The following is a 26,307-nucleotide window of genomic DNA, read 5'->3' as shown; positions in this document are numbered from 1 at the left end:
TTACTCCTCACCGTCTTCGGTGGTGCCGAGCATCACCCGGATGCCGAGCGCCTGCAATTCCTTCACGAGCACGTTGAACGATTCCGGGATGCCGGGCTCGGGCAGGTTCTGCCCCTTCACGATCGCCTCGTACACTCGGCTGCGGCCGTTCACGTCGTCGGACTTGACCGTCAGGATCTCCTGCAGCGTGTGCGCCGCTCCGTACGCCTCCAGCGCCCACACTTCCATCTCGCCGAACCGCTGGCCGCCGAACTGCGCCTTGCCGGCAAGCGGCTGCTGGGTGACCAGCGAGTACGGGCCGATCGAGCGCGCGTGGATCTTGTCGTCCACCAGGTGCGACAGCTTCATCATGTAGATGGAGCCTACCGTCACCTCGTTCTCGAACTGCTCGCCGCCGCGTCCGTCGCGCAGGCGTGCCTTGCCGGTGGGCGTGAGCCCGCCCAGTCGCAGCAGCGCGGCGGCCGCCGCGTCCACGTCGTGGTCCGTCTTCTTCCCCAGCATCGCGGCCAGGGCCGGAAGGCCCGTCACTTCGAGCACGTCCTCCGGGGCCTGGTGCTTCTCCAGCAGGGACTCGAGCGCTTTCTGGCCCTTCTTGAGGTCCGCCTTCTGCGCCTTCGTCACCTCCTCGTCACCGAGCAGGCGCTCGTGAGCCGCGATCGCGTCCTTCCAGCCCGCCACTTCGCGCACCGCCAGCTCCCTGGCCGCCTCCACCAGGAAGTCGCGCACGCCGTGGTACAGGTCGCGCGTCTCCTGGCTCGCCGCGCGGCTCCCCAGGCGCTCCAGCCTCACGGTCGACAGGTCCGGCCGGTCGCCGTTCTGGGCCGGGACCCTGGCGAGGTCCCCCAGCATCTGCTTGATCGTCTCGTGGTCCAGCGCCGGCGGCTCAGCCCCGAGGCCCAGCGCGTGCGCGGCCCACTTGAGGCCCGCCAGCCGCAGCAGCAACCCGATCTCGTTTTCGTTGGTGCCCTGGAAGACCGGCGTCTTGGCCTTGAAGCGCAACAGATTCGCGCACCAGCCAAGGTGCGTCTCCAGGATCTGCCCCACGTTCATGCGGCTCGGCACGCCCAGCGGGTTGAGGACGATGTCCACCGGCGTTCCGTCGGGGAGGAACGGCATGTCCTCCTCCGGCACGATCCGCGCGATGATGCCCTTGTTCCCGTGGCGGCCCGCCATCTTGTCGCCCACCGAGATCTTCCGCTTCTCGGCCATGTGGACCTTCACCAGCTGGATCACCCCCGGCGGCAGCTCGTCCGGCTGGAGGATGTTGTCGATCTGGTCTTCGGCCTTCTCTTCCACCTTGGCGCGCTCGGTCGCGGCCGCCTCGATGATCTGGCGGATGCGCTCGTTGGCCACCTTCGTTCCCGCCCGCAAGGTCTTGAGGTCCACGTCGCCCAGATTCACGCCCTCGAGCACCGGCTTGGTGAGCTCGGTGCCGGCGGGCAGGTACTCCTCCACCGTCCCGGCCTTCAGCATCAGGCCGACGTCCTGACCCAGCAGCTCGTGCAGCAGGTCCTCGTGCAGCGCCGCGGTGACCCGGGCCTTCTCCTCCGCCTCGAGCCGGCGCACTTCGCCGATCCGCTCGCCGCGGTCCTTCTCGACCACCTGGTCCTCGACGCGCGAGAAGATCTTCACGTCGATGACCACGCCCTCCATACCCGGCGGCACCTTGAGCGAGCTGTCCTTCACATCCTTGGCCTTCTCGCCGAAGATCGCCGTAAGGAGCTTCTCTTCCGGCGACAGCTCGGTCTCCCCCTTGGGCGTGATCTTCCCGACCAGGATGTCGCCCGGCTTCACGTGCGCGCCGATGCGCACGATGCCGCGCTCGTCGAGGTCCACGAGCGACTCCTCGGAGACGTTCGGGATCTCGCGGGTGATCTCCTCCTGGCCGCGCTTGGTGTCGCGGACGTGGAGCTCCAGCTCCTGGATGTGGATCGACGAGAAGACGTCGTCCTTCACCAGCCGCTCGGAGAGGACGATGGCGTCCTCGAAGTTGTGCCCGTACCACGGCATGAACGCCACGACCACGTTGGCGCCGAGCGCGAGCTCGCCGCCTTCGGTGCCCGCGCCGTCGGCGACGACCTCCCCGGCCGCGACCTCCTGCCCCTGCCGCACCACCGGCCGCTGGTTGATGGCGGTGTCCTGGTTGGTGCGCCAGAACTTCTTGAGCCGGTATCGGTCGTGCTGGGTGAGCCGCGCCAGCGGGTGATCGATGCGCCGGTCGTTGCCGACGTTGGTGTCGATGATGATCTCGTCCGCGGTTACGCGCTTGATCACGCCCGCCCGCCGCGCCACTACCACCGCGCCCGAATCGGTGGCGACCTTGGTCTCGAGCCCGGTGCCCACCAGCGGCGCCTGCGGCAGGAGAAGCGGCACCGCCTGCCGCTGCATGTTGGAGCCCATCAGCGCGCGGTTGGCGTCGTCGTGCTCGAGGAACGGGATCAGCGCCGCCGCGATCGAGATCAGCTGCTCCGGCGCGACGTCCATGTAATCCACCCGCTCGGGCGACAGCATCGGGTAATCGTCACGCTTGCGGCACAACACGCCCGGGTCCCGGAACGTGCCGTCGGGGTTGATGGGAGTGCTGGCCTGCGCGACCGCGTAGCTCTCCTCTTCCGAGGCGGAGAGCCACTTGATGTCGCTGGTGACGCGGCCGTCCTTCACCACCCGGAGCGGCGTCTCGATGAAGCCCAGCTCGTTCACCCGCGCGTACGTCGAGAGGCTGGTGATGAGGCCGATGTTCGGGCCTTCCGGCGTCTCGATCGGGCACATGCGGCCGTACTGCGAATAGTGCACGTCACGAACCTCGAAGCCCGCGCGCTCCCGCGTGAGCCCGCCCGGGCCCAGCGCGCTGAGCCGGCGCTTGTGCGTCAGCTCGGCCAGCGGGTTGGTCTGGTCCATGAACTGCGACAGCTGCGAACTGCCGAAGAAGGCCTGGATCACCGCGCTGACGGTCCGCGCGTTCACCAGGTCGTCCAGCGTGATCTTCTCCGGGTCGTTGTTGATGCTCATCCGCTCTTTTATGAGCCGCGCCATGCGCGAAAGGCCCACCGAGAGCTGGTTGGCGATCAGCTCGCCCACCGACCGGACCCGGCGGTTGCCGAGGTGGTCGATGTCGTCGGTGTAGCCGCGCCCCTCGTGCAGGTCGATCAGGTACCGGACGATGGCGATGAAGTCGTCCTCCGTGAGGACCGTGTGGTCCGGGGGGCGGTTGACGCCGAGCCGCTGGTTGATCTTGTAGCGGCCCACCCGGCCGAGGTCGTAGCGCTTGGGCGAGAAGAACAGCCGCTCCAGCGCCGAGCGCGCCGTCTCCAGGTTGGGCGCCTCTCCGGGGCGGAGCAGCGAGTAGATCTGAGCGAGCGCCTCGGCCTCGTTGCCGGTCGGGTCCTTGGCGAGCGTGTTCTTGATCAGCGGCGACTCGCCGCGGCCGCCCGGGAGGAAGACGTCCACCCGCGTGACGCCGGCCTTCCGCAGCCGCTTGCGCAGGGTCTCGGACAGGTCCTTGCCTCGCTCGGCCAGCACCTCGCCGGTCGAGGGGTCCGCGACGTCGAACGCGAGCACCTGCCGGTGCTCCCGCTCCCGGGTCGTGGTCGGCTGGTCGTGGTCGTCGCGCAGGTTGAGCTGGGTGTAGCCCGCGAAGACGGTGACCGACGCAAGGCCGGCCCGGCGAAGCGCCTGGAGCAGGTCCAGCGTCAGCTCGTCGCCTTCGCGCGCCAGAGGCTCGCCCTTCTTGTCCTCAGGGTTCGGCACTTCGGCCGCGAGCAGCGTGCCGAGGATCTCCCGGCGCTGGCTGCGCGCCTGGAGGTTGCCGGTGATGTCGAGCTCCTTCTTGGCGTAGAACAGCTCGAGGATGTCGGAGTTCGACGAGTACCCGAACGCGCGCAGCAGCGCGGTGGCCGGGAACTTCTTCTTCTTGTCTATGTGCACGAACACGACGTCGTGGATGTCGATGGTGAACTCGACCCACGAGCCGCGGAACGGGATGATGCGCGCCGAGAAGAGCCGCTGGCCGTTCGGGTGGATGGTCTCCTCGAACACCACGCCCGGCGACCGGTGCAGCTGCGACACGATCACGCGCTCGGCGCCGTTGATGACGAAGGTGCCCAGCGGCGTGAGCAGCGGCAGCTCCCCGAGATAGACCTCCTTCTCGAGGATGTTCTTGGGCCGCTTCGTGCCCGGCGTGATCTCCTCCATGATGATGAGCCGGAGGGTGGCCTTGAGGGGCGCCGAGTACGTCATGTCGCGCTCGATGCACTCCTCGACGGAGTACTTCGGCTCGCCGATGGCGTACTTCACGAACTCCAGCGAGTAGTTCTCGTTGACGTCCGTGATCGGGAACAGGTCCCGGAAGACGCGGTCCAGGCCGACATCGGGACGCTCGCCCGTGTCCCGCGTGAGGAGCGCCTGGAACGCCCTCGTCTGGATATCGAGCAGGTGCGGCATCGGCATCCCGTAGCCGAGTTTGGCGAACGAGATCACCGGGAGATTGTCACTCATCGCTCATCCTTCGCGCAGCGCAAAAGGCCCCGGGTGGGGGGCATACACCGACCATGTTCCGCGATCCTGGGCGTACCGCCCGGCTACTTCAGCTCGACGGTGGCGCCCTGCTCTTCGAGCTTCGCCTTCATCGCCTGCGCCTCGGCTTTGCTGACGGCGTCCTTGACCGTGGCCGGCGCGCCGTCGACGAGGTCCTTCGCCTCCTTCAGGCCCAAGCTCGTCAGCTCGCGGACGACCTTGATGACCTGGATCTTCTTCGCGCCCGTTTCCTTGAGGATGACGGCGAACTCCGTCTGTTCCTCTTCGGCGGGTGCGGCCGCGCCCGCGCCCGCGCCACCGGCGGCTGCCGGCGCAACGACGGTGATCGTCACGTTGAACTTCGTCTTGAACGCCTCGATCAGGTCTGCCAGATCGACGACCGTCATGCTGCCGATCGCCTCGAGGATATCGTCCTTGCTCAGTGCGGTGCTGGTAGCCATTGGTCTCTCTTCTCCCAGATCAGGCAGCGCCCTCGCGCTGCGTCTTGAGCGCCTCGAGGGCGCCAGCAAACGACGACAGGAGGGCCGACAGCGCCCCCGCGAACCCGGCCAGCGGGGCCTGCATCGCGGCGCCCAGCTCGGCCAGCAACTGCTCCCGCGGCGGCAATGACGCCAGCCGCTTCACCTGCGCGGGCGTGACCGCCCGCCCTTCTATCACCGCCGCCTTCACCGAGGGCTTCTGGAACTCCTTGGCGAACTCGGTCAGCACCTTCGCCGCGGCCGCCGGGTCCTGCGCGGTCAGCGCGAGGGCTGTGGCGCCGTGCAGGTGGTCGTCCAGCCCGCCCACCGCGGCGTCCAGCAAGGCGCGCCGGGCCAGGGTGTTCTTGACCACCACATACTCGACCCCCGCCTTCCGCAGCCGGCGGCGCAGGTCGCTCACGCGCGCGACGTTGAGCCCCTGGAAATCCGTCACGTAGATCGAGCGCGCGCCCTTCAGCTTGGCACCCAGATCCGTGACTATGCTCTGCTTGTCGGTCTTGTTCATCAGTGATACAGCCCCGTGTCGATGCGGAAGCCGGCGCCCATCGTGCTCGAGACGGCGACCGTCCTCACATAGGTACCCTTCGCCGCCGGCGGCTTGGCCCGGACGATCGTGTCCATGAACGCCTGGTAGTTGGCCTCGAGCTGCTCGACCGAGAAGCTCAGCTTGCCGATCGGCGCGTGCACGTTCCCGGTCTTGTCCACGCGGAACTCGATCTTGCCGGCCTTGATGTCCCGCACCGCCTTCGTCACGTCCATGGACACCGTCCCGGCCTTCGGGTTCGGCATCAGGCCGCGCGGACCCAGCACCCGGCCCAGCTGGCCGAGCTGTCCCATCACATCCGGAGTGGCGACGATCGCGTCGATGTCGAGCCAGCCGTCCTTGATCTTCTGGATGTACTCGATCCCCACGAAGTCGGCCCCGGCCGCCTCGGCCTCCTTCACCTTCTCGCCCTGCGTGATGACGAGCACCCGCACCTTCTTGCCGGTCCCGTGCGGCAGCACCACCGTGCCGCGTACGATCTGGTCGGCGTGGCGCGGGTCCACGCCCAGCCGGACGGCGATGTCCACCGTCTCGTCGAACTTGGCGGGCTTGGCGCCCTTGATCTTCTCGATCGCCTCGCGCGGTTGGTAGCGCGCGGCCGGATCGAGGCCGGAGATCGAGGCGCGGTACCGCTTCCCGTTCGGGCCCATCAGTCCACCACCTCGATGCCCATCGAGCGCGCCGTCCCGGCGATCATCGCCATGGCGCCGTCGAGGTCGTTCGCGTTCAGATCGGGCATCTTGAGCTCCGCGATCTTCCGGACCTGGGCCTTCGAAACCTTTCCTACCTTCTGCCGGTTGGACGTTGCCGAGCCCTTTTCGATGCCGGCTTCCTTGCGGAGCAGCACCGCCGCCGGCGGCGTCTTGGTGATGAAGGTGAAGGAGCGGTCCACGAAGACCGTCACGATCACCGGGATCACCATTCCCGGCTGGTTGGCCGTCTTGGCGTTGAACTGCTTGCAGAACTCCATGATGTTGAGCCCGTGCGGGCCCAACGCCGAGCCGACGGGCGGCGCGGGCGTCGCAGCCCCAGCGTTGATCTGGAGCTTTACGACGGCTTGGATCTTTTTCGGTGCCATCGGTCCCTCTCTCTAGCGCCGCGGCGCAATGCCCGCCGCAAGCTGCCGCGATGACCCGCGCGGTCGCGGGAGAAGCATCCTACACCCTCAGTGGGCTCTCAACTGCAGATAATCCAGCTCCACCGTCGTCGGCCGGCCGAACAGACTCACCGATACGCGGACCTTGCCCTTGTCCGTCAGCACCTCTTCGACGGTGCCGCTGAAATCGGAGAACGGGCCTTCGATGATCTCGACGACCTGGCCGTTGAGGAACGGGATCTCCTCCTTCGGTTCCGTCTCCGAGACCGCCTCCTCCACGCCGAGGAGCCTATTCACTTCGTCCTGCCTGAGGGGCATGGGCTCACGCCCGGTCCCTACGAACTTGATCACGCCCTGGATGTTGTTGACGGCGTGGAGCGTCTCCTGGTTCGAGACCATCTCCACCAGCACGTATCCCGGGAACAGCTTCCGCTCGACGTTGACCTTCTTGCCGTTCTTGATCTCGACCACTTCCTGCACCGGCACGAGCGCCTGGCGGATGGCGCGCTCCTCCGGCGGCCGAGGGTCGTCCTGGATGCGGCGCTCGATCAGCGACCGGACCTTGTTCTCGTGACCGGCGGTCGTCTGTATGGCGTACCAGCGGTGCTCCATGGTCACGGCTCCCGTCACGAAAGGCGTCCGGGCAGCGTCACCACTAGAAACTGGAGCGCGATGTCCAGAATGCCGATCAGGAGCGCCACGATCGCCACGAACGCGAGGATCACGAGCGTCGCGTTCTTGAGCTGCAGGCGGTCCGGCCAGGTGACCTTCTTGATCTCGCCCCGGACCTCGTCCAGGAAGACAACCGAGGCGCGCGCCCCCACTCGCACCCGCTCGCGCCATACCATGAGCGCCCCCGCGAAGGCAACAGCCGCCACGAGGATCGCCAGCGTGAGCCAGTTGCTCACTTCGTCTCCTTATGCGCCTTGTGCTTGTTGCAGCGCGGGCAGTACTTCTTCCACTCGACACGCTCGGGGTGCTTCCGGCGGTTCTTGGTGGTGAAGTAGTTCCGCTCCTTGCAGTCCGTGCACGCCATGATGATGTTCTCGCGGGCCATGCGCTCCCCACCTCATGAAAAAACGGTCTCGACGTCTCAAGCTCGCGAGCGGGATTGAACCGCTGACCTCGTCCTTACCAAGGACGCGCTCTACCGACTGAGCTACGCGAGCGAGCGGGCGACGGGGCTCGAACCCGCGACCCTCAGCTTGGAAGGCTGACGCTCTACCAACTGAGCTACGCCCGCAGTGGTGGGGGAAGGATTCGAACCTTCGTAGGCGCAAGGCCGGCAGATTTACAGTCTGCTCCGATTGACCGCTCCGGCACCCCACCCCAGCGCCCCATCCCACTGGCGTCTTTTGGTCCGCTGAACAGACCACCCCGCGGCGCGAAACGCGGGGTGGCGTGGTCTGCGGTGCTGCGTGCTCCCTCCCGGCTAACTGGAGCTGACGAAGGGACTCGAACCCTTAACCTGCTGATTACAAATCAGCTGCTCTACCGATTGAGCTACGTCAGCGCGCTGTCCCATTGCGGACTTCGCGAGCCCTGAAGCATAAACCTTGCGTTGGGGTGGGTCAAGTCGTGGTGGGAGGCTCAGTTACTCGGCGGAGTTCGTAGCCGCCGTCTTTCGAGTCGCGAACGTCGAAGCCTTTCTCGATCAACAGCTTGCGTAGCTCGTCCGCCCGCTGCCAGTTCTTCTTGACCCGGGCATCCTTGCGGGCTTCAGCCAACTCCCGAACCTCAGCCGGCACGATCAAGGTCTCAACCATCCCGGTCGGCTGGACTGCGCCCCCCAGAGAGACCTCAGTAGCGGCGGGCACGACCTGAAGCACTTCCGTGGCGCGATCGAACACCGAGACGGCTGAAGTCGAGACGCCGCCGCCGCGGTCGATCAACGCGTTGCCCGCGCGCACGAAGTCCATCACCGCCGCTAGCGCGCCCGGCACGTTGAGATCGTCGTCCATCGCCTCGGCGAAGCTACGCTCGAGCGTCGCCGTGGACGCATCCCACTCGGCGCTGTCGCCGGCGGGCGCCTTCGCAAGGCGCAGGCGGAACTCGCCGAGGCGGCGCACGCCGGCCGTAGCGCCTTCGAGCGCCGCGTCGCTCCAGTCGAGCTGCTTCCGGTAGTGCGTCTGGCCGAAGAGGTAGCGGACCGCGGCCGGGTCCACCCCGTTCTCGCGGAGATCTCTGGCCGTGAGAAAGTTGCCGTACCGCTTGGACATCTTGCTGCCGCTTACCGTGAGGAACTCCGCGTGGAGCCAGAACCGCGCGAACGGCTTGCCGGTCGCGGCCTCCGATTGCGCGATCTCGTCCTCGTGGTGGGGGAAGATGAGGTCCACGCCGCCGGCGTGGATGTCGAGCGTGTCGCCCAGATAGTGCTGCGACATGGCCGAGCACTCGAGGTGCCAGCCGGGCCGCCCTCGGCCGAACGGCGCGTCCCAGGCTGCGCCCACGGCTTCGTCCGCCGGCTTCGCGGCCTTCCACAAGACGAAGTCGCGCGCGTCCTCCTTGGCGTACTCGTCGCTCGAAACGCGCGCGCCCACCTTGATCTCGCGCGTATCCAGGCGGGAGAGGCGCCCGTACGAAGGGAACCGGTCTATCCCGAAGTACACCGAGCCGTCATCACCCCGGTATGCCACGCCCTTCTCGAGCAGCCGGCTCGCCAGCGCGACCATATGAGGGATGAACCCCGTGGCCGCCGGGTAGTGGTGCGCGGGCAGGATGCGCAGGTAGTCGCGGTCCTCGAAGAACGCTCTGGTGTACGGTGCCGTGTGTTCGACGAGCGGCATGCCTGCGGCGTTCGCGGCGTTGATGGTCCGGTCGTCCACATCGGTGACGTTCATGACGTGCAGCACGTCGAAGCTGCGGTACGCGAGATAGCGCCTCAGCACGTCCTCGACGACGAAGGTCCGGAAGTTGCCGATGTGGGCATAGTTCCAGACCGTGGGGCCGCAGGTGTAGAGCGTGACCTTGGGCGGCGCGAGCGGCGTGAACGGCTCGACGGAGCGGGAGAGGGTGTTGTGGAGGCGGAGCGGCATGGTGGAGGTTAGCCGCGTGCGGCTGGGCGGGTCAACACGCGCACGACGATCACGTCGTGGGCTGCGGGGCGGCATCGGCGAAGGCGCTATGGCATCCGCGGCGCGCCCGGCGGCCGCGACTCCTCGTAGACCCTCACGAAGCGCGGTTCCGCGCGGATCGGGTCGAAGCCGGGGAACACGAGGTAGGACCAGAGCCACGCCCCGCGCGGCCGCACCCGCTCCAGCACGTCGAGCGCGCGGTCCTTCTGCCCGGTCGCCACGAGCGCCAGCGCCAGCTCGTAGCCCTCCCGGACGGAAACCGGGCCCTCGGCGACGGGGGCGAGCAGCGGCTCGAGCCGCGCCCGGGCGGATGCGCTGTCCCCGGTGCGGGCCTCGACCTGCGCGAGCACGCTCAACGCCAGCGCGCGCGAGGCCACCGCGACCAGTCGCACCGCATCCTCGGCGTCTTGCCGGGCGCCCGCCGTGTCCCGCAGCTCCAGCCGGATGCGCGCACGGTATGTCAGGTGCTGCCACGCCCCCTGGTTCAGCGCGAGGGCGCTGTCGTACCATCCCGCCGCTTCACGGTAGCGCCGCCGGCTGTAGGCGATGAAGCCGAGGTCGCCGACCACCTGGCTCAAGCCGGGTTGGAGCTCGATCGCCCGGTGATACTCCGCCGCTGCCGCGTCAAAGGCTCCCATGCGCCGCAGCAGCACGGCGTTGCTCTGGCGGACGAAGACGTTGGTGGAATCCAGCGCGACCGCGCGGCGCATGGCCGCGAGCGCGCCGGTATAGTCGGGCGGGTCGCGAAGGAAGAGCACGAACCCCATGCCGCTCCACGCGTCGGCCGAAGTGGAATCCTCGGCCAGCGCCCGGTCTGCGGCGGCCTGAGCCCGGGCGGGCAGGCTCTCCACCGGGATGTCGGGCAGCGGCTGGTTCCAGTTCAACGCCCATCCATAGGCGTAGGCTATCCGGCCTCGGGCCGCGGTGAAGCCGGGATCGAGCCTGAGCGCGGTCTCGAACGCGGCGATTGCCAGCGCGGTACTGCGCGGGTCCACGTCCCAGATGGCGCGGCTTCCCCGCAGGTAGGCGTCGTAGGCCGCAGCGTTGCGGGTGGGCCTGCGCTCGAGGGTGGCGCGCTCGCCCGGCAGCAGCTGGCCGACGATGCCCGCCGCCACCGCCACCGCGATCTCCTCCTGTATGGCGAGCAGATCCGCCTGGCTCTGGTCGAACTGGTTGGACCAGACCTGCACGCCGCTGGAGGCGCGGACCAGCTCCACCGTGACCCGCAGCCGGCTCGCCGAGCGCCGCACGCTGCCGTTGAGCAGATAGTTCACGCTCAGCGCGCGGCCGATCTCCGGCGTGCTCATCGTCGCCGCATTCCGCAGCCGCCGCACGGCGGTGTGCGACGTGACGACCAGGCGGCCCACCTGTCCCAGGCGCGCGGTGATCTCCTCGGTGAGCCCGTCGGCGAGATAAGCGTCGGACGTGTCACGAGAGAGATTGTCGAAGTAGAGGACCGCGACGGTGTTCGCCGAGGCCGTCGCCGCCGGGCGGGCGGCGCGGCGGCAGGGTGGCGGCGTGCCGTCGGGGCACTGGGCCATCGCCACGCCACCGGCCGCCGCCAGGCCGAGACACGAGAGCAGGAACCCGCGGGCCGCGAAAGAGCCGCCGGCCTGCCCTTGGCCGAGCGCGTGCTTCAGCACGCGAACCAGTCTCGGGGTCCGTGGCACCGCCTAACGACCCGCCGCGGCCGGCGGTTTCGCCCCGCCGGTCCGCGCATGCGACAGGTTGCTCACCGCGCTTATCGATCCGTTCGCGACATAGTGCAGCGCCCCGTCGTCGCCCCTGAGCACCACCATGCGAAGGGTGATGCGGTGCACCACGCCTTCGACCGTGCCGATCCGAACTCGGTCACCCACCGCGAACTGCTGCTCGGTGAGCAGGAAGAACCCGGTGATGAAATCGCGCACGATGGTCTGGCCGCCCACCGCCACGGCGAGGCCCACCACACCCGCGCCGGCGAGGATCGGACGGATGTCGATGAAGATGCTGAGGATCGCGAGGACCGCGGCGAGGCCGATGACGATGTTGCCGGTGTACGTCAGGAGCTGGGCGAAGGTCTGCGCGCGCTGCTCCCGCTCGGTCAGCGTGTTAGGGTCGCCGTCGTCGGCGCGCTGGACGATGCGCCGCGCTACTCTCTTCAGGATGCGATTGCTGAGCAACGCAAAGCCGAGTATGACGGCGACCTGGAGCAGCGCGACCAGGAGATCGTCGCCGTGCAGCAGGCGGACGAAGAAGCGCCGCACCGCGGACCAGGGGTCCGCGGTGGGCGCTCTCATCATCGACATCACGCGGGTGACCACAGGCCAGCCAAGCTAGCCGGTGGCGTCGGACAGGGTCAACCGTCCAGCGTCGGCCGGTCCCCGCGCGGGAGTTCGTTGCGGCCGGTCTCCGACGGCGGGAGCTGCGGCGCCCCGCGGCGCAGCGTCCTCACGGTAAGCAGGGATCCCGAAATCAAGCAGACGGCCCCCGCCAGACCCACGAGCGTGCCCGCTTCCCCGGACTGCGGCATGAACGAGAAGCCGACGAGGATCGCGCCCAGACTCACGCTGACAGAAGCGCCGATCTGCCGAGCGGAGATCCGCCGGGCCGCGATCTGAAACAGCGTATAGCCGAACAAGGCCCCACCGAGCGAAAGCAGTCCGACGTTGATTAGAAGGTTCTTGTCCATCGTTCCTACCCCCCAGTCTACCCGTCCGAAGGCATCTCGTAGACGCAGTCAAGATACGCGTCCATGGTCTTGTCGTAAAACGCGATCGCGGTGGCCACGGCTGCGGCGGTGACAGGGCTGGGAGCAGCTATGAACGCGGCCGTTGCGGCACCCGCGACCCCCGCGGCCACGACGGTCATTGTGGCCTCGCCCAGGCAACGATACCACTGCGCCTCGAGGCGCTGGGGCAACAGGATCGACAGCAGCGACCGCTGCCCGTCAAAGCGGGGTACGCCGACCTGAGCACTCGCCAGTGTCGCTCCGTCCACAGCCCGGGTATGGCGCAGCATCGCCTGCCCGTGATCGTACACGGTGAGGGTACGCTGGCCGAGCACCCAGGCACCGTTGAGATTCTGCCACTGAAACGCGACGTCCACCAGTAGCTGCCCGTCCCGGTACACCTGGAACCCTTCGGCCGGCCGGCCCGGAGCGGACGAGCGGGCCACCAGCCTCGCGTGCCGCCCCTCCCGATCCGTGAACTCCACGTCGCTCGTCCCTCGTGCCAGGCCTCGACTGACCGCGATGGCGCCGCCATCGAGCGTGGCCTGACCATTGCGCACGACCGCCAAGAAGTCGCGCCGGGTCGGTTCCGGTCGATACGATACCGTCGGAACCAGGGCACTCACCTGCTCCACGACACTGCCACGGATCCTCGATCCATTGGTCAGAGTGCTTCCGGCCCCGGTCACGTCGGTGGCCGAGCCGCCGATGTCCCTCCCGCAGCCCGCGATCACCGCCAGTGTGACGAGCACCCCGCCCACCGCGGCCGCCATGATGCCTGCCTTCTTCATTGCCATGCCTCCTGAGAAGATGGATGGTTCGTCGCGCCGAACGGCGACGACGTAGGCAAGGCGCCCGCCGCGGTGCGATGCGCTGCGACCCTCGAAAGGACGCAGGAGGCCTTCACGCTGATACGCCGCTCCCGACAGAAGGCGAAGACGCCCTCGGGCGTCTCCCGTCCGTCGATGACCACGCTCAGCGAGCCTCCGTCGCTCAACACCTCGGGATAGCGCTCAGCCAGGATCCGCGCGGCCAACCGCACCGGCCCATCCACCACCAACACGAGTACCCGCTCTGCGATGCCCATCCGCCGACTCCTTGTTGCGGAGGTGGAAGAACCGGCGCGGAAAAGCACCGCGCCGCCCCGGTTTTCCGAGGCGGCGCGAACATAGCAGCGTCATGAAAAAGCATGGTATCGAAAACACCGCACTTCGGCGCGGTTTTACGCGGAGGGCAGGCTCCTCGCGAATGCTGCGATCGCGTCAACCAGCGGCGCCGCATCGAAGCGAACGGGATCGGTCGCCGGAAGACCCGTGTCGGCCGCGGCGCGCGCCACCGCGGCCCTCGCCTCGGCGTCCGAGAGGTCGTACGTGTTGAGCGCGATGGCGACCACCTTGGATGGTTGGACCGGCGCCGCCGCGGACTCGTAGATGCGCACCAATTCACTCAAGGGAGGGATCCGCAGCCACGGTGTGCGGCCGCTGTAGTCGCCGATGAACTCGCGCGAACTCTGATGGCAGAGCACCATCGCCTTCGGGCACGAGCCATGGAGCAGACCGAGCGTCACGCCCGAGTAGCCCGGGTGAATGAGGCTCCCCTGGCCCTCGACCAGCACCACGTCCGCTCCGTTCGCGGCTTCGAGGACCAGCTGTTCAGCCGCGCCCCCGATGAAGTCGGCGACCACCGCGTCCACCGCGATTCCCCATCCTGCTATCAGGATGCCCGTCTGCCCGGTGGCCGCGAAGCGCGTCCGGAGCCCCCGCGCCTCGAGCCCGCGCACCAGTTGGAGCTGCGCGGTCATCTTCCCGACGTTGCAGTCGCTTCCCACCGACAGGACGACGAGCGCGCTCACCCCCTTGGCCCTGCCGTCGGACACCGGGAGCTTCGGCGGCGGTTTGCGCAGGTCCTTAAGCGTCACGCCCTTCGAGGCGGCCCGCGCCGCGAGCTCGGCGTCGTCGGTGAGATAGGTGTGGAGACCGCTCCAGACGTCCAGCCCCCGGTCGATGGAGGCGAGGATCCACGCCCGCCACTCCGGCGGCAGCCGGCCGCCGGCCGGCGCGATCCCGATCAGGACCGCCGAGGGGCCGAGGGCGAACCCTTCGTCGATGGTCCGCACTACAGGGATCCCGCCGCCGAACCCGAGCACCTCCTGACAGGTGCGGCCGCCGGCCGCGCTGTCCAGAACTCCGACGATGCGCTCCGGGAGATAGCGCACGGCGGAGTTGGCGGTCTTCGACGTCTCAGGGCCGAAGGCGCCTTCGGCGATGATCAGGTACCTGGGGTCGAGCATCCAAATGTGCCGGGTGTCGGTTGTCAGGGGGGTGTTGCAGCCTGCACTTCGCGGCTCGGCCTCAAGACCGCGGGCGGGTGTGGAGTCCCACCCGCGGGGCTTTCATTGTAAACCTGGAAAATGAGGATGTGCCGGGTCAGAACCATGACAGTGGCGAGAGTCGGCACCGCCACGAGCAGGCCCAGCACGCCGCCCATCTTGGCCATCACCAGCACGCTCAGAATGGTGAGCACCGGCGGGAGCGCCACCCGGTGCTGCATGATGATCGGGTGGACGAGGTTGGCCTCGATCACGTGGACGATCACGCCCACCGACGCTACCGCGAGGGCGGGCAGCACGCCCCGATCTCCCAGAACGAGTAGCGCCGGGAGGACCGTGGAGACGAGCGTGCCGAAGAACGGCACCATCACGAGGACACCGGTGAAGATGCTGAACGCCAGCCAATACGGGACGTCGAGCAGCCACAGCCCGAGGCCGGTGAACAGGGCGAGCACGACCATGGCGAGGAGCTGGGCGCCCACCCAGGCGCGCAGCGTCAGGCCCAAGTCGGCGAGAATGGCGCGCGCCGTCTTGCGGTGCCGGGGCGGCGCCAAGGCGACGACCCCGTCGGCGTAGAGCGACGGCCGGTAGGCCAGGTAGAGTGCCATGACCATCACGGCGATGCCGTCAATGACGAGCTTGCCGGTGGCGGTGGCGTAGCCCACCACGCCGCGGCGCAGGAACTCCATCGTTTCGGTGAGGAGCGTGGTGACGAGACCGGACTCGGTGGAGGCGATGCCGGTGCGCCTCAAGAGCGGGTAGCGCGCGGCGAGGCCGCGCAGCATCTGGTCCAGCTCGGTCAGGTAACGCGGAATGGCTGCGATGAGGTCCTGGGTCTGCTGCGCCACGGCAGGGGCGAGTAGGACGCCGATCCCCGACAGCGCGGCGAGCGTCAGGAACAGGGCGAGAAACAGCGCCGGCCCCCGCGGCAGCCGCAGGCGCCGGCACAGGATGTCCATTATCCCGCCCAGATACACGGCGATCAGCGCCGCGATGAAGGCGATGAGGATCAGTTCCGCGATGCGGTAGAGCAGCAGCAGGACCGCGGCGGCGAGGAGAACCAGCACTAAGGGCACCGCCCGCCTGGTGGAGGGGACGGCGTCCGTCACCGTCGCCTAGGCCCCCTGCTTCGGCTCGTCGTCGGCTTCCTCCACGACCTCGGCGTCGCGGATGTCGGACCCCTTCTTGCCCGCGCCGAGCTGCTTGGAGGCCTCGCCCTTCCCTGCACCGAGAAGACCCATACGCTGCTTGAGGGCCAGGAGCTGGGTGTCGGCGTCGGCCTTGTATTCGAGCTGGGAGAGCTGCCGCTGCAACTGGTCGCCGTCGAGCTCCTCGCTGAGCTCCGCCGAGGCGAGCGCCTTGCGCTCGTTATGCTCGATGCGCTCGCTCATCCGCTCGAAGGTCTCGAAGGCGCTCTTGTCGCTCATCGACGACATCGTCTCGTGGATGCGCTGCTGCGCCTCCGCGCGCCGCGCCCGCGCGATGAGGATGTTCTTCTTGCGCTTGGCCTCTTCGATCTTGTCATTGAGGGCCCGGAGCGAGTTCTTCAGCGACTCGGTCTCGGCGGCGTGCTTGCGCCACGTCTCGTCGAGCTGGGCCGCGTTCTGCATATGCTCGGCGTGGCGGAGCAGCGCCTGCTTGGCCAGGTCATCCCGACCCTCCTGCACCGCCAGCATCGCCCGCTTCTCCCAGTCCTCGGCGAGCTTCTTCTCCTGCTCGACCTGCGCCTGGAGCTTCTTCTCGTCCGCGATCGCGGAGGCGACCTGCTGCTTGGCCTTGGCCAGCTGGCTCCGCATGTCGAGCACCAGCTGGTTCAGCATCTTCTCGGGGTTCTCGGCACGCGAGATCAGGTCGTTGAGGTTCGACCGGAGCACCGTGGAAAAACGGTCAAAGATTCCCATGACGCCTCACGCCTGGCGGAAAGGGGCAAGCGTCGCGAGGTGCGACGCCAGCGCCAGCATCATCGAGTCGTAGCTGGCCTGGAACTCGTTGAAGTCGAGGTTCTGCAGCTCGAGCGTGTCGGAAAGGACGACGTTGCTGCCGTCGATCCCGTACGACCCGTGCACGATGTCCGTCGCGTTCAGCTCGAGGAGGTGCCGGAACAGCTCGGCCTTCTGCTGCTTGGGGGAAAGCTCCATCACCTTCACCCGCAGCACCGCGACCGGCGGGTTGAAGTGGACCACCACCTCCGGCCCGTCACTGTTCTGGGTGAGCACCCAGAGACCGGGCTCGACCTCGCGCGAATGCACGCCATCGGTCTCGAGGCGAGCGATGAAGCTCTCCAAGTCTTCACGTGTGACCATGACTGCTCCTTCCGGTAAGGCCCGTACGCGCCGCCGTGCCTGAATATTTCACCCGACAACGTCCGATGCGCCAGGGAGGGCCTTGTCGCGGCGCACCTGGGCCAGCAGCCGCTCGGCGAAGTCCTGCCGTTCGGCCAGGTCGCCAAGCTGGTGCTGCATCGCGTCCAGCCGGTGGTTGAGGTCGTCGAGCTGTCCCACGTCCTGACGGCTGCCGCCGAGCCACCGCTTGATGACCTCGCCGATGGCGTGCCCGATCGGTCCGCGCGCGACCAGCCACACCATGACCGCGGCTCCCATCAGCGAGAAGAACACGATCGTGACGATGTCGTCCCCCGTCATGATCCCGTGGAACTCCGGCGGCATCGGCGGCATGGGCGGGAGCTGGGGGGCCGGCGTCTGCACGCTAGCGCTCCATTCCCGGGCCGAGTGCGCCTTTGTCGCGCGCCTGCGCGAGCATCCGCTCCGCGAAGTCGAGGCGCTCGTGCATGTCGCCGATCTGGCGACGCAACACCGACACCTCGTCCGCCAGCTCGTCCACCCGCGGATCGTCACTGCCGGCGCCCCGCAGCTGAACCTTACCGTGCATGATGCGGTTGCCGAGCGCGCGGGCGAGCGGGCTGAACGCGAGGCCGACAAAGGTCGCGCCCACGATCAGTGCCGTCAGGACTTCCTGGACGACCATCTCGACCGGCATCCTTACTTCTCCCCCGGCAAGGCGCCCTTCGTCTTCACCTGGGCAATGAGCCGCTCGGCGAAGTCGAGGCGGTTGTGCAGGTCGTCCAGCTCAGCGACGCGTCCCTGCATCTCCGCCAGCTCGCCACGCAACTGATCCACTTCCTCGCGGAGCGCAGCGACCTCTCGCTGGGCCTCGCCGTCCGGCCCGGCGCCGCCCAGCCGGCGGGCGATGGCGCGGCCGATGGGCGAGAACGAGAACCCCACGCTCCCCGCGACGAGGAAGAACGACATCGGGATGAGGATTTCCGGACCGCTGATGGAGACGGCTCCTGAAAACAGGGTGTAGGGTGTGGGGTGTAGGGTGTAGAAACCCAAACTCGGCCCGAGCCCCGCATCACAACGGCCCCAACCCCCGAAAGTTTCGCCTAAGCGCCCAATCTAGGCCTACTTGGCGGGGGCCGCCAGCAGGCGACCAGGGCTCGGCTGGAAGCCCCGGATACCGAGAAGCGAACGCCAGTTCAGCTTGCCGAGGCACGAGTCAGACGATAACTCTACCCTAACCTCCCGCGACCGAGTCTTTGTGAGCGTCCGCACCGGCCACCGCGTCGTCACTTCATTCCTTGTCGCGCTTTCCGCGACATGCCGTTGGTCGGCGTCCAAACTGTACTCGCAGGTTCCCATCCCGCTGGAGGCCGGCGGCCGCACTGCGTCGCTCGGCCAGCCCAGACTCTGGCGCTGGCAAGCGGGTGTCAGCGCCGGTGGTTGGCTGGACGGTCCATCCGACGACGTGCTGGCCCGTGCCCAAGCCGGAGCGTTGCGCTCGCTGTTGAACCCTGTCACCGGAATGGCCGAAGTCGGCGTAGAGGCCTGGGGCGGCGTGCGCCGTGGCCGGCCTGAGGGCGGAGTGCGGGGGATGCTGCAAGTGCCGTACTTGAGCACGGGGATCGGAGCGGAGTACAACCTGCGCACCGGCAGCGTCGATATGCTGGTCACCTCCCACACGCCGGTGCGCCGCGGAGGCCTGCTCACGCGCGGTACGCGGCTACGCATGGACTGGTACCCGCTGTCGAGCCACTCCTTTCTGCTCGGAGTCTCCGCGCCGCTCCGCGATCCCCTCGCCGGCAGAGGACGGCCGGTCCGAAGTCATGTGGTGGTGTCGGGCGCTCTTCGGATGCCGGCCGACCACCGGTCGGACGATCCGGAGCTCGCGGCGGCGCTGGAGGGTATTCGGATCTCCGCGGAGTGGATCGGGCGGACAGTCGCGCCGTTCCTGGACCAGGACGGCCGCCGCGCCGCCGTTGCGGTGGCCAGGACCAGGCGATACCTGGCCGAGATGCGCGGGCACCTTGCCGCCAGAAGCGCCGAGCAGGAAGTCCGCCATTTCCATGCGGAGGTCGAACGCGCCTTCGCCCTCGCGTCCGGGGACCCAGCGACCGGCCGCGAGCTCGCCCGGCTCAGCCGCGAGGTCGTACTCGCGGAGGTGCTCCTTCCATACGACGCCCTGTTGGGCCGCCAACGGCGCCGGGACAACCTCAGTGACCTGAGTCTCGCGGCCCGTGGGCGCTTCGGCCGGCTGGTCACGACGCCGGGCCTGGTCGCGGAAAACCGCACCGAGGCCGTGCTGTTCGTATTCCAGCGCCTGACCGAGATACTCGAAGAGATCCGCGGCCGAGCGTCACGGGAATGGGATGATCCGCGGCTGGTATGGCTGCCGCTCCAGTATGCGCTGCTTCCCGAGGAGCACGACGAGCAGGCCGAGCTGGACGCGCTCATCGAGCGCGCCACCGGCGTGCGATTCACCGACCGCAACCGCCTCTCCTACGTCGCCAACCTGGGATTCCACGAGGAGCTGCTGCGGATGATCCGGCAGACACGCGACTACCACGTGCTCTGGATCCACGACTTTCCGGCGATAACGGATGGCGGGCTCGACACGGCTGCGTTCGCTCAGGTAGTGGACGGCTACCTGGCGGCGCTGGCGGACCGGGTGGAGGCGTACGACTCGACCGGCACTCTGCCGTCGTTCTTCGTCTTCCTGGACCAGCACTACTACGAGCAGCGCCGCTCGCACATTCTCATGAGCATTCTGGAGGATCCGCTCCGCGCCTCGCCGAGTCTGGGCCAAGCACAGCCGCGGCAGGTCGCCCACCTGGACAGCGCGCTGCACCGGCTGCGCCGGGCCGTGGACCGTTCCCGGGTGTTGCAGGCCGAGGCGAGGGAATACGGCGAGGGCTGGCTGCACAACCGGATCAAGGTCCACGTCAACATCACCAACCGCCCCGACGCGTCGTTCTGGGGCGGCGGACTGATATCGAGCGTGTTCGGCTACCCGGACGACATCATGCGCGATCACCGCAAGATCGCGTTCCGGGACGTGACCGAGGATGATCCGTATCGCGGCGAAGCGATCCTCACGGGGATGGGGGTCGGGCAGCAATACCTCGGTCCGGGCTGGGACGACCGGTCACTGATACTCGAGGGCCCGTTACTGCTCGAGCTCAGGCGCCAGGCGCGTGAGCTGCTCTTGAGCCAGGGCATGCCCGAACGAGCCATTCCCATACCGCTCAGACCCAAGGCGTTCACCGCCATGGCCGTCAGGAGCGCCGCGGAGTCTGCCGATGCGGTCCGATTCGACACGCGCGCCATGGCGCTGATGAACGGAACCGGCTACCTGCCGAAGCCGCTCAACGTCGCGAAGGCGGTGCTCTACTCGCTGATGCCTCCCGGCACGGTGTTCAAGATCCCCGACTCGCTCTGGAACTCGACCTTCTTCGGTTCGCTGCTGGTGGGGGCGGCGCTTCGGGGCGGCCACGCATTGGTGGTATCGCCGGCGCGGGACAACGCACCGAGCGCCGGGTTTCCGCAGCTGGAGCGCGCGCACGAGCTGTTCACGCGGCTGCTGCTGGTTCGTGGCGAGCTCGGCGATGCGATCAACGCTGCGGGCGGAGACCTGCGAGTGGGGCTGTACGCGCTTCCACCTGATACGAACGGCTTCGCGAGCCGTGCCGACCGGTGGGCGAACGGGGTCGGGTCGACGGCATTCCTCCAGGCGCTGCTGCCGTTCGCTCCGGCGCTGGTGCCCGTGGTCGCTGCGGCCGGCCGGCAGGTCGCCGCCTTGTCCCCGAACGACACAGCCGCGCCGGTGACGCCCAAGCTGCACCACAAGGTGCAGTTCGTAGCCACGCGCGCATTCCTGACCGCGATCACGCGCTCTCCGGAATGGCCGCGGTTCATGTCGATGTACCTGCAGCATCGCCAGGCGACGTACGCGACCCGCGCCGACTACGCGAATGATCGCGGGCTGCCCGATTCGCTGGGGCGCATCGCCGATCTCATCTTCGCGGAAGCCCGGGAGGTGCCGGGCGCCGCGAGCTTCGCGATGGTCGGCTCGCAGAACCAGGACTACCGCGGAATGTTCATGGACGGGGAGGTCGGCGTGCTGTTCACCGGCGCCGAGTCTCTGGTGCCGCTCATCGACCTGGTGTTCATGATGGGCACGGTCAGGTGGGTGGACGATCAGCAGACGCTCGACCGGCTGCTTCCGCCGGTCGGCGAGCTGCGGCGCCGCATCGCGCGGGTCGCCAAGGACGGCCTGTGAGCCGGCGCCTCACTCGATGCGGCCTCGTCGTGGCGGCGCTGCTCCCGCTGGCGTCTGCGCTGCAGGCCCAGCTGGGCGAGGTGCAGCTCGGCGCGCTCGCAAGTTACGGAACGGGACGCGCCTACGGACCCGGCGCCGGCCTGGTGTTCGGCTTGGCGGCGGGCAGGCTCACCTACATCGGGCTCAGATGGGCCTATCATGCCGGTGCCACCACCGATTACCCATCCAGCCTGCCGGCCTCACCCGCCACCCGCGTCCGCACCCGCGTGCAGTTGTACGCCGTGGATCTGGGCGTGCTCGTACCGGTGGGGGGCGTCGAGATCGTGCCGGGGGTCAGCGTTGGAGCGGTGCGGTTCTCGCAGACCGCGACCCAGGGTGCGGGCGCCACTGCTACGCGATCTTCCCGCCATGATGGGCAGTTCCTGGCGGCACCCGGTGTGGCCGTGCACGTGCCGCTGTCACGGGTAACGCTCATCCCGGAGGCGCAGTACTCTCTCTCCGGATCGCCCAAGCTGCCGTGGCCCGTCAAGCACCGCGGCCTGCTCGTCTCGGTGCGGCTGGTGATCACGTTCGAGGCGCGCCGGATCCGGCGTTGACCGCCGGCATCGCATGACCTACCTCGCGCTAGGGCTTCGGGGCCGGTGCCGAGTCCGACGGCGCCGCCTCCGGTGCGGCGAAGGCCCACACCGGCCGGTGGTCGCTGGCGCCCCGGTTGTCCAGCACCGTGCCCGTTCCGTCGCCACCGACCGCGTGGAATCCCTTGAGGAAGAGATGATCCCAGCGACCCAGACGGCCGGTCCTTGGACCGCGCTCCGTCGGCCACTGGTAACCGTGGTCCCGCACCATGTATCCAAGCTCATGGTTGTTCATGTCTCCGCCCACGACGACCTGCGGGTAGCCCTCGGCATCGGCGAGGATCGTGAGGATCTGGTCGCGGCGCGAGCGCGGGCCGATCTCCGTGGGCGTGCCCAGATGAACGGAGTAGACGCGCACCAGTCTGCCGCCGACGCGGATCGTTGCGGCGGTCGCCGCTCGGGCGGTGCCGCTGCCGCGGCCACGATGCGGCAGGAGGATCTTGGCGTCGCTCACCATCGGCCAGCGGGTGAGGATCGCGTTCCCGAAATCATTGCGCGTCCCAGGATGGACCGTGGCCGGGTAGTAGACGTATCCGAGGCCCAGCGCGCGAGCGATGCGCTCGGTACCCGGCGCGTCCATCTCCTGCAGCATGATGAGGTCCGCGTCGCGCAGTGACTGCTCGGACTCGAGCACCACGATGGCGCTGTCCACGCGACGGGCGTACTTCACGTTGAAGGTCACGATTCGGAGCGGACCGGCCGAGCCGGCTGCCGGCATCGCGGCGGGCCCGCCGGCGTAACGCGGCCCCTGCGTCCCCAGATAATTCAAGGGCGTATGGCAGGCCGCGCACAGCACTGCACCGGTCAGCAACGCGACGGCGCGAACACGCATGCCTGAAGACTAGGGCCGCTCACCGGTGGCGCAATGGCTGGACGCGATGCGAGCGGCTGCGCGCACCGGCCCGCTAACCCTGTGCGGGCGGCCACCACGAGTGGCGCGAGCGGCACCGCGGAGGTTTCGCCTAACGCCCAATCCAGGCCGACGCGGCGGACGACGCCAGCGAGCGGCAGCAGGCTCCCAGACGGTGACGCCTGCGCGTCCTGGGGGGTATACGGAGTCCGACGACATTGTGTCAGTACGCCTGAGGAGTCGCGGGACGACGCGGACTGAAGTCCGCGCTCGGCGAAGGCAGGCCCTGAAGGCCCTCCGCTACCTCAGCACCGCTCGCAACGCATGCCCGGTGTGGCTCGACGCCTCGCGCGCTACCGCTTCGGGCGGCCCCTCGGCGACCACGGTCCCACCCGCCTCGCCGCCCTCCGGCCCGAGGTCGATGATCCAGTCGGAGGTCTTCACCACGTCGAGGTTATGCTCGATCACCACCACCGTGTTGCCCTTGTCCACCAGCCGGTGCAGCACCTCGAGCAGCAGCCGCACGTCCTCGAAGTGGAGGCCGGTGGTCGGCTCGTCGAGGATGTAGAGCGTGCGGCCCGTGTCGCGCTTGCTGAGCTCGGTGGCGAGCTTGACGCGCTGAGCCTCGCCCCCCGAGAGAGTGGTCGCGCTCTGGCCGATGTGGAGGTAGCCCAAGCCCACGTCGTTCAGCGTCTCCAGCTTCTGCCGCACCCTCGGCTGGTTGGTGAAGAACTCGAGGCCTTCGGCCACCGTCATGTCGAGCACGTCCGCAATGGACTTCCCCTTGAAACGGACTTCGAGCGTCTCGCGGTTGTAGCGGCGCCCGCGGCACACCTCGCACGGCACGAAGACGTCGGGCAGGAAGTGCATCTCGATCTTGACCAGGCCGTCGCCCTGACAGGCCTCGCACCGCCCGCCCTTCACGTTGAACGAAAACCGCCCCGGCCCATAGCCGCGCATCTTGGCCTCGGGCAGCTCGGCGAAGATGTCGCGGATCGGGGTGAAAAGGCCGGTGTAAGTGGCCGGGTTCGAGCGGGGCGTCCTTCCGATGGGGCTCTGGTCTATGTCGATGACCTTGTCGATGAGATCCAGCCCCTCGATCCGGTCGTGCGCGCCGGGAATCACCTGCGCGCGATAGAAGTGCCGCGCCAGCGCCTGATAGAGGATGTCGGTGACGAGGGTGGACTTGCCCGAGCCCGAGACGCCGGTGACGGCAACGAAGAGCCCGAGCGGGAAATCCACAGTCAGGTTCTTGAGGTTGTGCTGCCGCGCGCCGATGACGCGGACGGTACGGGACGGAACGGCGGAACGGCGGGACGACGGAACGTGGATGCGGAGCTCTCGCCGGAGGTAGCGCCCGGTGAGCGACCGCTCGCTCTTCAGGATCTCGCCTAACGGCCCTGACGCGATGAGCTCGCCGCCGTGGCGGCCGGCGCGCGGGCCAAGGTCCACGACGTAGTCGGCGGCGCGGATGGTCTCCTCGTCATGCTCGACGACCAGCACGGTGTTGCCGAGGTCGCGCAGCTCCTTGAGCGTGGCGAGGAGGCGGCCGTTGTCGCGCGAGTGCAGACCGATGGACGGCTCGTCGAGGATGTAGAGCACACCCACGAGTCTCGAGCCGATCTGGGTGGCGAGCCGGATGCGCTGCGATTCGCCGCCCGAGAGCGTACCAGCGGAACGTCCGAGGGTGAGGTAGTCGAGGCCCACGTTCACCAGGAAGCGGAGCCGGTCGCGCACTTCCTTGAGGATCGGTCCGGCGATGTCGGGATCCAGTCCCGGCTTGCCGTTGGAGCGGACCGGGAGATCGTCCGCGAAGACCAGGGCGTCCCCGACCGACATTTCCACTACTTCGCCGATGCTCTTGCCGTCTATGAGAACGGCGAGGCTCTCGCGCTTGAGACGGCGTCCCTCGCAGAGCGAGCAAGGCCGGAGCGTCATGTACTCGCTCAGCTGCTCGCGCACGCCGTCCGAGGTGGTCTCCTTGTACCGGCGCTCGACGTTGCGGAGGATGCCTTCCCACACCGACTCGTATTCGCCGCGGGTCTTCTCGCTCTCGTATCGGAACTTGAGCTTCTTCTCGCCGAGGCCGTAGAGCAGCGCCTTGCGCGCGGCCGCGGGGATCTTGCCCCACGGCACGTTGAGGTCGAAGTGCAGCTCCTTGGCCAGCGTCGGCAGCACCACGCGACGCAAGTACCCGCTAGGCTCACCCCACGGGAGCACGACGCCTTCGAGGATCGAGATGCTCGCGTCGCCGAGGGCGAGCTGCTCGTTGACCTCTCGCCGCGTGCCGAGGCCGGCGCACTCGGGGCAGGCACCGAAGGGAGAGTTGAAAGAGAACTGGCGCGGCTCCAGCTCGGGGAGGGAGAGGCCGCACTTGGGGCAGGAGTAGCGTTCCGAGAAGAGAAAGGGTGTAGGGTGTAGGGTGTGGGGTGTAGAGTGACGGACCACCTCGACCACGCCGTCGGCCTGGCGGAGCGCGGTTTCGATGCTGTCGGCGAGGCGCTGGCGGTCCCCCTCGACCACGACCAGCCGGTCCACCACGATCGCGATGTCGTGGTTCTGGCGGCGGTTGAGCTTGGGGACGGCGTCCAGTTCGTAGACCTTGCCATCCACGCGGGCGCGCACGAAGCCCGCCTTGCGCGCCTCTTCGAACAGGTCGCGGAACTCGCCTTTCCGGCCGCGCACCAGCGGCGCCAGGATCTCGAGCTTGGTGCCGGCGGGCCAGCCCTGGATGATGTCGGTGATCTGGGACGCCGACTGGCGCTGGATGGGCGAGCCGTCGTTGGGGCAGTGCGGCGTGCCGGCGCGGGCGTAGAGTAGGCGCAGGTAGTCGTAGATCTCGGTGATGGTGCCGACGGTGGAGCGCGGGTTCTGGCCGGCGGTCCTCTGCTCGATGGCGATGGCGGGGGAGAGCCCTTCGATGGCGTCCACGTCCGGCTTTTCCATCAGGCCGAGGAACTGCCGCGCGTAGGCGGAGAGCGACTCGACGTAGCGGCGCTGGCCTTCGGCGTAGATGGTGTCGAAGGCGAGCGAGGACTTGCCCGAGCCGGAGAGGCCGGTGATGACGGTCAGCGAGCCGCGGGGGATCTCGACGTCGATGTTCCGGAGGTTGTGCTCGCGGGCGCCGCGAACGATCAGGCGGTCATCGGGCATAGCCTCTGAGTGTAGTGAAATGGGGGGCGTGATTCAACGGGAGGGTGTGGGGTGTGGGGTGTCGGTAGACGCAAAAGGGCCGCGGCTTGGCCGAGACCCCTTCGAGCGTGGCTGAAGCTGGCCACGCGGCACACCCGCAATGTAGGCCGAGTATGTGCTCGGCTTCTGGCCGAGTCAATAGCCAGGGTGCGGATGGGGAGATTCGAGCCGATGCCGCCGCGCAGCGGCTGCGAGGCCGGGTGCGGTCGCCGCTTTGCGGCGACTGCGCCCAACTCCCATGGGCTTGCGCCCCGCACATTACCGGTGTGCTGCGTCTACCGTTTCCGCC

At 68.2% G+C, this 26,307-nt stretch carries 25 protein-coding genes and 4 tRNA genes; 2 read left to right on the top strand and 27 right to left on the bottom strand.

Annotated features, from left to right (window positions below; genetic code table 11):
* The 25 genes from rpoB to Q8Q85_07585 all read right to left on the bottom strand — a co-directional run bounded on the left by rpoB (position 1) and on the right by Q8Q85_07585 (position 18,034).
* Entirely contained in the window at positions 1–4,494 is a 4,494-nt protein-coding gene (rpoB, locus tag Q8Q85_07705; protein ID MDP3774138.1) for a DNA-directed RNA polymerase subunit beta, read from the bottom strand.
* A gap of 83 nt (positions 4,495–4,577) precedes the next feature.
* Entirely contained in the window at positions 4,578–4,973 is a 396-nt protein-coding gene (rplL, locus tag Q8Q85_07700) for a 50S ribosomal protein L7/L12 (GenBank protein MDP3774137.1), read from the bottom strand.
* Between the two features lie 19 nt (positions 4,974–4,992).
* Positions 4,993–5,517 (bottom strand): 50S ribosomal protein L10, encoded by a 525-nt coding sequence (gene rplJ / locus Q8Q85_07695; protein ID MDP3774136.1) that lies wholly within the window; start codon positions 5,515–5,517, stop codon positions 4,993–4,995.
* Complete coding sequence (gene rplA, locus Q8Q85_07690; GenBank protein MDP3774135.1) at positions 5,517–6,206, bottom strand: 50S ribosomal protein L1; 690 nt, start codon at positions 6,204–6,206, stop codon at positions 5,517–5,519. The genes rplJ and rplA overlap by 1 nt, the downstream gene beginning before the upstream one ends.
* Positions 6,206–6,634 (bottom strand): 50S ribosomal protein L11, encoded by a 429-nt coding sequence (rplK, locus tag Q8Q85_07685; protein MDP3774134.1) that lies wholly within the window; start codon positions 6,632–6,634, stop codon positions 6,206–6,208. The genes rplA and rplK overlap by 1 nt, the downstream gene beginning before the upstream one ends.
* 87 nt (positions 6,635–6,721) lie before the next feature.
* A complete protein-coding gene (gene nusG, locus Q8Q85_07680; protein ID MDP3774133.1) occupies positions 6,722–7,282 on the bottom strand; it encodes a transcription termination/antitermination protein NusG in 561 nt (186 codons plus the stop codon).
* A complete protein-coding gene (gene secE / locus Q8Q85_07675; protein ID MDP3774132.1) occupies positions 7,279–7,560 on the bottom strand; it encodes a preprotein translocase subunit SecE in 282 nt (93 codons plus the stop codon). Before secE ends, nusG begins: the two co-directional genes overlap by 4 nt.
* Entirely contained in the window at positions 7,557–7,709 is a 153-nt protein-coding gene (gene rpmG / locus Q8Q85_07670; protein ID MDP3774131.1) for a 50S ribosomal protein L33, read from the bottom strand. Before rpmG ends, secE begins: the two co-directional genes overlap by 4 nt.
* Before the next feature lie 39 nt (positions 7,710–7,748).
* Positions 7,749–7,821, bottom strand: a tRNA-Thr gene (locus tag Q8Q85_07665).
* 1 nt (position 7,822) lies between these two features.
* Positions 7,823–7,895, bottom strand: a tRNA-Gly gene (locus Q8Q85_07660).
* Positions 7,896–7,897: 2 nt separating this feature from the next.
* Positions 7,898–7,981: transfer RNA gene (locus tag Q8Q85_07655), tRNA-Tyr, on the bottom strand.
* Between the two features lie 108 nt (positions 7,982–8,089).
* Positions 8,090–8,165, bottom strand: a tRNA-Thr gene (locus Q8Q85_07650).
* Between the two features lie 58 nt (positions 8,166–8,223).
* Complete coding sequence (gene cysS / locus Q8Q85_07645) at positions 8,224–9,687, bottom strand: cysteine--tRNA ligase (protein ID MDP3774130.1); 1,464 nt, start codon at positions 9,685–9,687, stop codon at positions 8,224–8,226.
* A gap of 86 nt (positions 9,688–9,773) precedes the next feature.
* Positions 9,774–11,369 carry a hypothetical protein gene (locus Q8Q85_07640; protein ID MDP3774129.1) on the bottom strand — a complete coding sequence of 532 codons (1,596 nt, stop codon included), beginning with the start codon at positions 11,367–11,369 and terminating at the stop codon, positions 9,774–9,776.
* Between the two features lie 30 nt (positions 11,370–11,399).
* Positions 11,400–12,005, bottom strand: a complete 606-nt coding sequence (locus Q8Q85_07635) for a mechanosensitive ion channel (protein ID MDP3774128.1) — start codon at positions 12,003–12,005, stop codon at positions 11,400–11,402.
* A 59-nt stretch (positions 12,006–12,064) separates the two neighbouring features.
* Entirely contained in the window at positions 12,065–12,397 is a 333-nt protein-coding gene (locus Q8Q85_07630; GenBank protein ID MDP3774127.1) for a hypothetical protein, read from the bottom strand.
* A gap of 17 nt (positions 12,398–12,414) precedes the next feature.
* Entirely contained in the window at positions 12,415–13,227 is an 813-nt protein-coding gene (locus Q8Q85_07625) for a hypothetical protein (GenBank protein ID MDP3774126.1), read from the bottom strand.
* A complete protein-coding gene (locus Q8Q85_07620) occupies positions 13,224–13,523 on the bottom strand; it encodes a hypothetical protein (GenBank protein MDP3774125.1) in 300 nt (99 codons plus the stop codon). Before Q8Q85_07620 ends, Q8Q85_07625 begins: the two co-directional genes overlap by 4 nt.
* Positions 13,524–13,658: 135 nt before the next feature.
* The gene (locus tag Q8Q85_07615) at positions 13,659–14,726 is read right to left on the bottom strand and encodes a DUF1611 domain-containing protein (protein MDP3774124.1); all 1,068 of its coding nucleotides are present in this window, start codon (positions 14,724–14,726) and stop codon (positions 13,659–13,661) included.
* A 23-nt stretch (positions 14,727–14,749) separates the two neighbouring features.
* Complete coding sequence (locus Q8Q85_07610; protein MDP3774123.1) at positions 14,750–15,874, bottom strand: AI-2E family transporter; 1,125 nt, start codon at positions 15,872–15,874, stop codon at positions 14,750–14,752.
* A gap of 6 nt (positions 15,875–15,880) precedes the next feature.
* Entirely contained in the window at positions 15,881–16,666 is a 786-nt protein-coding gene (locus Q8Q85_07605; GenBank protein MDP3774122.1) for a PspA/IM30 family protein, read from the bottom strand.
* 6 nt (positions 16,667–16,672) lie between these two features.
* Complete coding sequence (locus Q8Q85_07600) at positions 16,673–17,068, bottom strand: YbjN domain-containing protein (protein MDP3774121.1); 396 nt, start codon at positions 17,066–17,068, stop codon at positions 16,673–16,675.
* A gap of 48 nt (positions 17,069–17,116) precedes the next feature.
* Positions 17,117–17,470 (bottom strand): hypothetical protein, encoded by a 354-nt coding sequence (locus Q8Q85_07595; GenBank protein ID MDP3774120.1) that lies wholly within the window; start codon positions 17,468–17,470, stop codon positions 17,117–17,119.
* A gap of 1 nt (position 17,471) precedes the next feature.
* Entirely contained in the window at positions 17,472–17,762 is a 291-nt protein-coding gene (locus tag Q8Q85_07590) for a hypothetical protein (GenBank protein MDP3774119.1), read from the bottom strand.
* A 2-nt stretch (positions 17,763–17,764) separates the two neighbouring features.
* On the bottom strand, positions 17,765–18,034 hold the full coding sequence (locus Q8Q85_07585; GenBank protein ID MDP3774118.1) for a hypothetical protein: 270 nt from the start codon (positions 18,032–18,034) through the stop codon (positions 17,765–17,767).
* 496 nt (positions 18,035–18,530) lie between these two features.
* On the opposite strand from Q8Q85_07585, the gene Q8Q85_07580 reads away from it, so the two are divergent.
* Together Q8Q85_07580 and Q8Q85_07575 are read left to right on the top strand one after the other, a co-directional pair.
* Entirely contained in the window at positions 18,531–21,341 is a 2,811-nt protein-coding gene (locus Q8Q85_07580) for a hypothetical protein (GenBank protein MDP3774117.1), read from the top strand.
* Entirely contained in the window at positions 21,338–21,937 is a 600-nt protein-coding gene (locus tag Q8Q85_07575) for a hypothetical protein (GenBank protein MDP3774116.1), read from the top strand. Before Q8Q85_07580 ends, Q8Q85_07575 begins: the two co-directional genes overlap by 4 nt.
* A gap of 28 nt (positions 21,938–21,965) precedes the next feature.
* Here the strand turns inward: Q8Q85_07575 and Q8Q85_07570 are convergent, their stop codons facing one another.
* Positions 21,966–22,808, bottom strand: a complete 843-nt coding sequence (locus tag Q8Q85_07570; GenBank protein ID MDP3774115.1) for an endonuclease/exonuclease/phosphatase family protein — start codon at positions 22,806–22,808, stop codon at positions 21,966–21,968.
* A gap of 318 nt (positions 22,809–23,126) precedes the next feature.
* Entirely contained in the window at positions 23,127–25,979 is a 2,853-nt protein-coding gene (gene uvrA, locus Q8Q85_07565; protein ID MDP3774114.1) for an excinuclease ABC subunit UvrA, read from the bottom strand.
* Positions 25,980–26,307: the final 328 nt, after the last annotated feature.

The sequence above is a fragment of the Gemmatimonadales bacterium genome (assembly GCA_030697825.1).
Classification (GTDB): domain Bacteria; phylum Gemmatimonadota; class Gemmatimonadetes; order Gemmatimonadales; family JACORV01; genus JACORV01.
Note: the sequence above shows the minus strand (reverse complement) of the source record. Positions and strands in the feature narration are given on the sequence as shown.